Origin of the sequence: Paenibacillus ferrarius (assembly GCF_002027705.1) — a bacterium.
In the GTDB taxonomy this organism is placed as follows: Bacteria; Bacillota; Bacilli; order Paenibacillales; family NBRC-103111; genus Paenibacillus_E; species Paenibacillus_E ferrarius.
Genome location: NZ_MBTG01000063.1, coordinates 1 through 9,697, shown reverse-complemented (window position 1 = coordinate 9,697; position 9,697 = coordinate 1). Strand labels below are relative to the sequence as shown.

At 43.8% G+C, this 9,697-nt stretch carries 12 protein-coding genes and 1 pseudogene; 9 read left to right on the top strand and 4 right to left on the bottom strand.

Annotated elements, in window-relative coordinates:
- From BC351_RS37230 to BC351_RS37205, 6 genes are all read left to right on the top strand, one after another.
- A partial coding sequence (locus BC351_RS37230) for a hypothetical protein (protein ID WP_208629899.1) occupies nucleotides 1–481 on the top strand: 481 nt, incomplete at its 5' end.
- A 326-nt stretch (nucleotides 482–807) separates the two neighbouring features.
- Nucleotides 808–1,191, top strand: coding sequence for a hypothetical protein (locus tag BC351_RS37225; RefSeq protein ID WP_079413623.1), 384 nt, complete (start codon nucleotides 808–810; stop codon nucleotides 1,189–1,191).
- Nucleotides 1,192–1,408: 217 nt separating this feature from the next.
- Complete coding sequence (locus BC351_RS37220; protein WP_079420692.1) at nucleotides 1,409–1,906, top strand: aldo/keto reductase; 498 nt, start codon at nucleotides 1,409–1,411, stop codon at nucleotides 1,904–1,906.
- A gap of 160 nt (nucleotides 1,907–2,066) precedes the next feature.
- A complete protein-coding gene (locus BC351_RS37215) occupies nucleotides 2,067–2,291 on the top strand; it encodes a DUF896 domain-containing protein (protein WP_208629912.1) in 225 nt (74 codons plus the stop codon).
- Between the two features lie 162 nt (nucleotides 2,292–2,453).
- On the top strand, nucleotides 2,454–3,017 hold the full coding sequence (locus tag BC351_RS37210; protein ID WP_079420688.1) for an NADPH-dependent FMN reductase: 564 nt from the start codon (nucleotides 2,454–2,456) through the stop codon (nucleotides 3,015–3,017).
- A 38-nt stretch (nucleotides 3,018–3,055) separates the two neighbouring features.
- On the top strand, nucleotides 3,056–4,057 hold the full coding sequence (locus tag BC351_RS37205) for a type I glyceraldehyde-3-phosphate dehydrogenase (RefSeq protein WP_079420686.1): 1,002 nt from the start codon (nucleotides 3,056–3,058) through the stop codon (nucleotides 4,055–4,057).
- 220 nt (nucleotides 4,058–4,277) lie between these two features.
- Here BC351_RS37205 and BC351_RS37200 read toward each other — a convergent pair.
- From BC351_RS37200 to BC351_RS37190, 3 genes and pseudogenes are all read right to left on the bottom strand, one after another.
- Nucleotides 4,278–4,600, bottom strand: a pseudogene (locus BC351_RS37200) (hypothetical protein); the annotation flags it as partial.
- 68 nt (nucleotides 4,601–4,668) lie between these two features.
- Nucleotides 4,669–6,204, bottom strand: a complete 1,536-nt coding sequence (locus tag BC351_RS37195) for an MFS transporter (RefSeq protein ID WP_244209308.1) — start codon at nucleotides 6,202–6,204, stop codon at nucleotides 4,669–4,671.
- Nucleotides 6,205–6,240: 36 nt separating this feature from the next.
- Entirely contained in the window at nucleotides 6,241–6,855 is a 615-nt protein-coding gene (locus tag BC351_RS37190; RefSeq protein ID WP_079420684.1) for an FMN-dependent NADH-azoreductase, read from the bottom strand.
- 173 nt (nucleotides 6,856–7,028) lie between these two features.
- Between BC351_RS37190 and BC351_RS37185 the strand changes: the two genes are divergently transcribed.
- The 3 genes from BC351_RS37185 (at nucleotide 7,029) to BC351_RS37175 (ending at nucleotide 9,125) form a co-directional block, all read left to right on the top strand.
- Nucleotides 7,029–7,676, top strand: a complete 648-nt coding sequence (locus BC351_RS37185) for a helix-turn-helix transcriptional regulator (RefSeq protein WP_079420682.1) — start codon at nucleotides 7,029–7,031, stop codon at nucleotides 7,674–7,676.
- A gap of 314 nt (nucleotides 7,677–7,990) precedes the next feature.
- Nucleotides 7,991–8,767 carry a hypothetical protein gene (locus BC351_RS37180; protein WP_144028654.1) on the top strand — a complete coding sequence of 259 codons (777 nt, stop codon included), beginning with the start codon at nucleotides 7,991–7,993 and terminating at the stop codon, nucleotides 8,765–8,767.
- A 154-nt stretch (nucleotides 8,768–8,921) separates the two neighbouring features.
- Nucleotides 8,922–9,125: a GNAT family N-acetyltransferase gene (locus BC351_RS37175; protein WP_144028653.1), complete on the top strand. Its 204-nt coding sequence runs from the start codon at nucleotides 8,922–8,924 to the stop codon at nucleotides 9,123–9,125.
- A gap of 21 nt (nucleotides 9,126–9,146) precedes the next feature.
- Here BC351_RS37175 and BC351_RS37170 read toward each other — a convergent pair whose 3' ends face one another.
- Complete coding sequence (locus tag BC351_RS37170) at nucleotides 9,147–9,644, bottom strand: DinB family protein (RefSeq protein ID WP_079420676.1); 498 nt, start codon at nucleotides 9,642–9,644, stop codon at nucleotides 9,147–9,149.
- Nucleotides 9,645–9,697: the final 53 nt, after the last annotated feature.

The following is a 9,697-nucleotide window of genomic DNA, read 5'->3' as shown; positions in this document are numbered from 1 at the left end:
AAAAATATCAATTGTATTGCTGATGTGCTTGCTACTTCTCTTTACTATGGGATTTGTAAAGAAAGGGGAACTTATTTTGACAAGTGTTGAACCAACGGTCATTAAAACTGAACGTATATTACGATACGATTTCAGAATCAAAAATACTGGCTCTCAACGAATTATTAGTACATTCGATTATCCTGGAAATCACCTATTAGGTTTAGAAGTGACTGTAAGACCAAATGATAAACTTGCTTCGTTAATGGTGATGAGTGAAAATACGGGATTTAGAAAAATGCAACTCAGAGGCAGTGGTTCAGCTGGTATTATAGAGCCAGGTAAAGAATCATCTTTTCATGTAGAATTTCAAATTAAGGAAAACGTAGAAGTTGAAAAAGTAAAATCTACTTCACTTGACGGTGTTTTACTTATTCTAGATGGACCAAAGATTATTGCTGAAATACCTTTAACAGATAGCATAAATAAGAACACAAACTAACCTCAGCCAACAATAAAAACACCTCTTGGCTGAGGTGTAGGAGCAGTTTGCCGCGGCAGCTCTTCCTTTTTGTTTATTAAGCTAAAGGGCAGTTGAGCGTGGTACTACTTGAATCTCGAGTGCTTGCAGTCTAATTAGGAAAGGACAGGACGAATACAATCATTCGCGTGTCCTTTCAACGGTTTTGAACTGATTAATAGATTATTTGGATTGCTACGAATCTATGAGTAATTTGCACATTTGTTGGTTTGAATTGATACTTAGGTACTTATTACGAGCTCCAAATCACATCCTCGCATATAGTAAGTCCGAGGGGGTGATGAAACATGGCGCAACCGATAAATATCGGAGCAAATAGCATAGCTAAGATCGGTGATCGTTTTTTTCTGATTGTCGAGGTGGAGGCGATAACAACCGGAGTTGAAATTGATCCAGTATTTGGAGTGCGGACGACCGCACAACAAGCAGCAGCACTCCTTCGTGCAGGTGTAAAGCGTACGACATTTGCAAAAGTAGATCCGAAACCTACTAGCACAACGAAAGTCGAGTTGAAAGGCGTATTGTTTGCCAACGGACGGATTTTCAAGGTATTCGATGTGGAAAACGCGACGAGCGACATTTCCGTCCTAGTTCGGATCAACCTAGCACAGGCGCAAAGGCTTATCCGAAACGGTACCCGTATCATCAAAGTTTACAGAAAACCATTCTAAATCAGCGAAGGGGCTGCGTATACAGCTCCTTTTTTTGTTACTTGGTCATTACGCTAACGGCGAACTATAGTTCAATAGATATCTAAGAAGGCTGCCGACAGCATAGAGTGGCAGCCTTCTCAGCTAATTAGATTGTTAAACTATAATTGAATAATAACGTTCTAAGGAGGATTGTTATGCTATTTCGTGAACTGGGCAAAACGGGGAGTTAGAAGAAATTGAAGCCTTACGTTTCGGAATAGCAAATGGGCTAAAGTTAATTGATACTGCTGAAGAATATGCAAATGGCGGAGCAGAAAAAGTTGTAGGTAAGGCAATACAAGACATAAGAAAAGAAGTCTTCCTTGTGACGAAGGTTTCTGCTAGGAATTGTTCTTACAAAGGTGTTCTAAGTGCTGCTGAGGCAAGTCTGGATCGTTTAAAGACAAGTCATATCGATTTGTATTTACAGCACTGGCCGAGTGATCAGTACGATGTTTCGGAAACAATGGGGGCAATGGTTGAACTAGTGAACAAGGGGTTTGTTAAATATGTTGGGGTGAGCAATTTCTCAATTAATCTAATGGAACGGGCCCAATTCCATTTAGGTAAAGTACCATTGGTTTGTAATCAAGTTGGATACCATTTGAATGATAGAAGTATTGAGAGTGACGTTTTGCCCTTTGCTAAGGAGAATGGGCTTACGATTATGGGATATTCACCATGGGACGATTAATTTTCGAGCTGCCTAACATCAATGGAAGCTCTTGATCACTGAACGGGAAATAAACTAAATTGAAAATAAGCTATTGACAGTTATCTTAAAATCATATATCTTTAAATTAAGATAAATGATTTTAAGATATTATTCAGACGACTTCAAGGAGGTAATGAGAATGATTCCAATTTTGAACCGTATTAATGAACTGAGCAGAATTGAGCGCACTTCAGGTCTATCTGATACTGAGAAAGCGGAACAAGCAGCGCTTCGGACGCAGTATTTACAGATTTTACGCGGGCAACTATTAACAACGCTTCTGAACGTGTCTGTTATGGATGAATTTGGGAACGATGTTACGCCAAAAAGGCTTATTGATAAAAGAGCAGCTAATGATCAATAATTTTTGTTATATATCTTAAATTTAAGAATATGTAAATTAAGACAGTTTCGCCGATTGTCAACCAGCCAGGTTAATAGCCGTGGCACCTAAACTAATGTTTTCCCACGCATAGTAAGGAAAGTATTGTATGATTATATGAGAATGAATTCTGGAGGTTGGCTGATGTCAAAAAGAATAGGGATTATTGTAGGAAGTTTGAGGGAAAGCTCTTTTAATCAAATGATTGCGAATTCGATTCCAGAACTTGTAGATTCCGCGGAATATGAATGCATATCGATTGCTAATCTTCCCCTCTATAACGCGGATTTGGATCATGAAGAAGGGCCAGATCCAGTTAAGCATTATCGCGAGGCGATTCAAAAGACGGATGGCATTCTCATTGTTAGCCCGGAGTACAACTCAGGTATACCGGGAGTACTAAAAAATGCACTGGACTGGGCATCGACACCTACCAGAACAGCCGTCTTAATTCATAAGCCTGCAGGTGTGATAGGCGCAACACCTGGCGCAAAAGGGACGATTCTTTCGCAGCAGCAAATCAGGCAAACGTTGGATGCCACCCAGTCCTATGTGATGCCGGCTCAAAAAATGTATATTTCTCAAATCACGGACAAGATTGATTCAAATACTCGTAAGCTCACGGATGATACGACTCGCAAATATTTGCAGCGTTATGTTCAATCATTTTTGCAATGGATTAACCAGGTAGAACGGCTTAATGAGTAGTAAGGATAATAACTAATCTAATATATATGGAGGCTATTATGGGTAAAATTGCGCTTTTTGGATTTGGACGTATCGGAAGACAGCTCCTTCGGGCGGCGTTGCAACAAAATTTGTTTGTCCCTTTTTCCATCTCGGATATTAAAGACGAAGCTACGCTTGCCGCACTTTTTGAAGTGGATACAAATTACAAGCGTTGGCATGAGAAAGTATCTGCTCAAAAAGGCGCAATCGTAATCGGCGACCGGGAGATTCGTTATTTGAATTCGGCCGCTGAATTGCCGAATTGGGGTGAATTAGGCGTTGAATTGGTCATTGATTGTACCGGACGAGCCGTTACGCGATCAGTAGCTGAACTGCATTTGGAGCGAGGCGCCAAAAGGGTGCTTGTCAGCGGTCCGAGCAAAACCTTAGAAGATTGCGACGCAGTACTTCTTAAAGGAATTAACTTAGAAAGCTTCGATCCGGAAAAGCATAAAATCATTAGCATGGCGAGTTGCACGACCAATGCGCTTGCACCGGTCGTCAAATTGGTCAGAGAAAACTATGGCATTCAATACGGATTATTCTCCACGGTACACTCGTATACGAATACGCAATCGTTGACGGATCAGCCGATGAAGGACCGCCGGGATTCATGGGCGGCTGCCGAGAACATCATTCCGTCATCTTCAGGTGCAGCCAAAGCTCTGAAATTCATTTGGAATGACCTGCAAATCACAGGCAAAGCCTACCGGATTCCGACCCGTACCGGGAGCATCGCAGAACTTAATTTGATAACGGAAAAACGATGCACCGTTCAAGAGATTAACGATATGTTTCGAGAAGCTGCGAGAGAAGGCGAATTAAAGGGCGTTCTTGATGTTTTGGAAGGGGAATGGGCCTCGTCCCGTATCGTAGCTGATCCCCATTCTTCGATTATTGATTTGCCTTTAACCCAAGTACAAGGTGAACTATTGTCTGTCGCTACTTGGTACGACAACGAATGGGGTTATGCTTCACGGTTGGCGGAGGTAGCCTCTTATCTTGTTGCAAAATCATAAGCTAGACGATTGATAATGAATTGGATGCATCTTAGAACGTATGAGCGAAGCCAAAGGCGACAGTCAATACATTCTAAGATGCATCTTTTCTCGTCATACAGGGTCGTGGATACGGCTGAGCTCTTGTTTCCTTTTTTGTAAATTGTCGGGTGACAAGAACAAACAGTGGCAGTTAAGACAGGGGCTTAAACTGCCGCTGCTTCTTTTTAAGGGGAATTTATCACTGGTGGTGGGTGATGGACAGGGATTCGATTCCCCCACCATGAGTCCACTCAGGGTCCGCCAACAATGAGCGGCCTACGGCCACCAGATCAAATTCGTTGCGCTCGATCCTTTCGATCAAGCCATCAAGGCCGGTCACCTGGACCACATGGCCGGAAGTAAATGAGCGCATGAATTCTTCGTTCAATCCACTGATCCCACGGTAATCGTCGGTCGTCCGGTCAAAGATTTGACCCATCCTGCCAAATTCTGTTCAGAGCCCTCGAATTCCGGTTCCCAGAATCGCCGGGTCGAGCAATGGAATACATCGACGCCTGCTTCGCTGCGTTTCCTTTTGATTCATTGGACTTGATGATTTAATCCTCCTTGTTTGAATCTCCTTTTATTTTTCAAATATCAAACTGAGAACTTGTGTCGGCCTGGGATTTTTCTTCGGACTGTTTTTTTATTTTTATCGATCCGAGCGTCAGAGCTGCGCTGGCACCAATAACGGATAAGCAAAGTAATAGCACAAATCCTTGTGTGATGGCATGATCCATCGCGTGTGTAAAGTAGGAAACCAGATCCGGTTCAAAATGATCCTTATTTCGTAACACGGTTTCGATATTAGGCGGTTGATAGCTTGGGTCCGAATTCGGATTTAGCTTGAATCGCTCAATTGCCGTTTTGGATGAAGCTGCCATTTGGGAATTGACAATAACAGCCATACTCGAAGCCCCCATCACGCCGCCCATGCTGCGGCAGAAGCCCACAAGCGAAGAAGAAATACCGATGAAACGCTCTTCTACGCTGTATGTGACAGCGTTCTGACTGATACTGTTCAGAGGGCCGAGTACACCTAGCCCGAGCAAGACAACCAATCCAATGAATTGCCAAAAAGGGATATCTGGCGAAAGCTTCATAAGCAAGCAAGAAACAACGACTCCGATCGCCATATTGACCACCATGATGGTCCGAATTTTGAAGCGAGTTAGAATAAAACTGATCAGAACCGAGCCGATTATCATGGAAAGCATGAACGGAGTCAACAGCAAATTCAATCTACTCTCGCCGAGTACATAGATGGAATAAAGTGGCAGGTATGTCATTGCAGCGAACATAATAGCGCCTTGGCAGAATACAACGATACTTGTTCCTGCCACTATCCGTTGTTTGAAAAGCTGCAACGGCAATATTGGTTCCTTCGCCCGTCGTTCTACAAAGAAAAAACTCATGACCGCCAAAACCGAGACCCCGTACAAGGCAATAATCTTCCAGGAGATCCATACATCCTTCTTACCGACCATGTCGAGAGCAAGCATGGAGCAGACCGTAGCGATGACAATCAGCATAGCGCCAGGTACATCGATCTTCGGTTTTGTCTCCGTGCGGGATTCCTGAAGCACCAAGAGCAGAGACACGAATGAGGCGATACCAATCGGCACGCTGATATAGAAGCACCAACGCCAGGATAGCGTTTCTGAAATCCATACTCCAATCTGCGGTCCGACAATGGAAGAAAGTCCAAATACCGCACTGAATATACCGGATAGTTTCGCCGAGTCTTTCGGGTCAGTGTACAAAGTATAGATCAAAGAGAAGGAAATCGGAAAAATGCCGCCGGAGCCGATCCCTTGTATAATCCGGTAGATGCTAAGTTGCTCGATTGTCTGAGCCGTTCCGCAGAGCGCAGAACCCAGCAGGAAGAGGCCGATCGCTATCAAATACAAGGTTTTTCGCCCGAAAAGATCGGAGAGCTTGCCGAATATCAACATCGTGCTGGTTCCTGCAAGTGCGTAGGTTGTATAAATCCAGGTGACTTTATCCAGACCGCCGATGTCGTCTAAAATCTTGTTGACGCTTGCCGATACAATCGTATTATCCAATGCGGTCAGTACTAAGCCTAAAGCTATGGACATCAATATAATACTTCTTTTTTGTCGCACAAATGATCCCCTCCCTCGTCTACGACATGCAGCATATCAGAACCCTTTTGCCGCAAGTGCCGTATTCCGGAGTCCTTCAGCAATAATCGAATCACGGCGATCGGGATACTGGTTATGACCTTCAATCACAATCGTTGTAATGTCCCGAATGCCGAACACCTGTAAGTGCGCTTTGACGAAATGGACTGCGAGTTCCTCAGTTTCCGCGTACACGCCGCCTCTGGCATTTAATATCGCGACTTTCTTATCGGGCAATAGACCAACCAATCCTTCCGCAGTATATTTAAAGGTTTTGCGAGGCTGATGCAGATAGTCAAGGTACGTATGCAAAACGGCGGGTACTGTCAAATTCCAGAGAGGGAATGCAATGACGATTTTATCGGCAGCGAGAAACTGTTCCAGGTGTTTACGGATGATCTGTTGCTCGGATTCTTCTTCCCAGGTGAGCGTCATGCTCTGAGCGACTTTGTAATTGCCCGTGATCATCGTGGCCCCCAGATAGGGCAGCTGTTCATCGTATAAATTCACTTTTACAATCGAATCCAGTGGATAAGATTCCTCGTAACTCGACAAAAAAGTTTCATACATTTTCACACTGACCGAGTACTCCGCTGGGCGATTGTTCGCTTGGATAAATAACGTGGTTGCCATTTTCTTTTCCTCCATTCAAGATTTAGTTTTGGTTGATAAAAACTTAATTAAGTTTTACTTTAATAAGTTTATGTTTATAAAGTATAATTTAACTATTGTCTTTGTCAAGGCCATTCTTTACAATATGGATAAGCAGTATCCGTTCAAATTACGCGGCAGGGGGTAGAGATACATTGAGTAAGAAGGATGCAGTATCTGTCACATCCACCAGAAGAACAATTGTTACGCTGCTGAAACAGCATGGTCCCATGGATGCTATTACGCTAGCTTCTAAACTGCCGTTGACAGGGGTGGCTGTGCGTCAGCATTTGTATGAGCTGCAGAAGCTGCAAGTCATTGAATATGAAGAAGAAGCCCGCCCTATGGGCAGGCCAGCAAAAATATGGAAGCTGACTGCTCAGGCGAACCGCTGGTTTCCAAATGGATATATGCAATTATCGGTCGATTTGCTTCATTCAATCCGAGCCTCGTTCGGAGATGAAGGGTTAGGGAAAATACTCGATGACCATAAATTTACTCAGGAGAAAAAATATCAAGAGCAATTGTCGGATGCGGTAAATCTGAAGGACAAGCTTCAAGAGTTATCTATGATCCGCATGAACGAGGGGTATTTCGCAGAAGTACAGGAGCAGGAGGACGGAAGCTACTTATTGATACAGAAGCATTGTCCGATCATGGAGGCTGCTGCGGTATGCTCTGGTATTTGCCGAAATGAGCTTGAACTCTTTCAAACGGTGCTTGGCGATCGCGTGACCATTGAACGTGTAGAGTATCTCTTATCAGGCGAAAGCCGATGCGTTTATCGGGTGACGGAAATCTAAAATGTTTCCAGCCGGGAGCTCTAAGGCTTACAATACGAACAAAATCTCATTAATTGCCGCATAAATCGCGGCTCTTTTGTTTTATTCCATTCCCGATATAATGTCGTCCTACTGATTAACGGGAGTTTCGTGGAATAAGATGGTCCTTTTAGTCCATCCTTTTTTTCTAATTAAAGGATAGTATTTAATGATAAAGACAAATAGGGGAGTGAGGGATTTATATATTGACGAACATAGTCCGGTTTATCGGCATAATGATACCGATATTGCTTAGTATTCTCGCTTGCAGTAATGATCAGGTTCATCATACCAGTATGCCAACAGCAAACTCTCGACATAGTGACCAGCAATCGGTCTATAGACCTGACTTGTTTCTTGAGAATATAGCTTTTCCCTTCGGTGAAGGTTTGGGACAACCACTAGAGTCAGGCACTCCTCCTTCTGAGGCGAAGCTTATCAAAAGCTTTGCTCTATCTCGCTCCGAGGCGGAAGTTCATATTTATAAAAGTGGTGGTGATGCCTCACCAATATATACGGGGTATCTCAAGGGTAAGAACTCGGAATGGAAGTTGGGTAACTTGACTAATTTTAATGAAAATCAAGCTTGGATTAATCCGATGAATTTCTTAACCGGGGATGTGTCTGGCGCGTCTATTGAAATCCCTTTTGGTAAAATAGGCGCAAAAAATGGGTTGGTGATTTATCATCACAAAACCGATTCATGGAAGATAATCGATTTTCAAGGACATACCGCCATTCCGATGGATCTCGACAATGACGGTGTCCCTGAATGGGTCGGAAACCAGACGGATTGGGTGCCGCCTGCGGTGGAGATCCATCGTTGGGTCGCAGAAAATGATCGTTTCGAATCGACAGTTATTCAATGGGATAGTAGTCTCTTCCCTAATGAGGCTAAAGAAGAAGTTTTTTACTCATCCCTTTTTCTGGAGGAGGGGAAGCATTTCATTGAAATTGGCAACAAAGATGGTTACGCCTTTTTTACATTTGACCACGGGTTCTTAAAACAGTACAAACCCGTAGACACCAGAAGCCGCGTCTTGGAAATGCAAATGGCTCGACAGCATCATTAATTTTGAATATCATAATGCTAGTTGCACTAACGGAAAACTATAGTTGAATGAAGCAATAAAGGCTGCCGCGAGCAGCCTTTTGTGCTACAGGGAGTGTTTGGGATGTATCTAGCTAAGATTAAAAGAGCTGAGAAGAGAAGGGTGAGCTGGTTTGGTGGCTGTAAATGATGGTGAAGTTGTAGGTTTTGCATTAGGAATGATTGATCAGACTTCAACGTCACATGCTTATCTTAACTATTTATTTGTTAAAGAGGACTATAGGAAAAATGGAATAGGTAAAAAATTATTGGAACAATTTGAGTTAGCTACTTCAAAAAAAGGTGCGACTGCAGGCCGCCGGCAAATCGGCAGCCTGTAGATCGGCTAAACTTGAAACGGTTTACGCCGGGAAGCCACCTCCGGGCGGAGGCCAGGCGCCGTAGAAGCGGCGCAGCAACACAATTTCGCCCAGATGATATGAGTTGTGGGACGCGATATTGCGCAGCAGTCCTGCTCGGGTTTCAACTGGGAAATGTGGAAGTGGTTCGTCCAGTTGTGCCGTTTCTGCAATGGTGACAGCCCGGTCGACCCCATCCAGAAACATCTTGATATCAGTTTGCCAAGACATCTCATCTTGAGGGCTTGTCTCTTCCGGCCAACTTCCCATGACGTTAGCTGGGAGCTGCGGTTTACGTCCTTCCAAATGCTCCAGCATGAATTGCTGCCAGTAATGCATGTGTCTCAACAGTTGATAGATACTATACGGCATGGCTTCATGTACGCGCCCAGCCAGTTCGGCATCAATGTCCGGTAAAGCGCGGGCAATACGAATATGTCCGCGTTCCCCGACCAGCGATTTTACTAGGGCTTGTCCAAATAATTGATTTGCATCCGTCATGCGGAATCATCCTCTCCTATAGGCTTGTTTGAGTTATTCTGTCTCTCAATTAC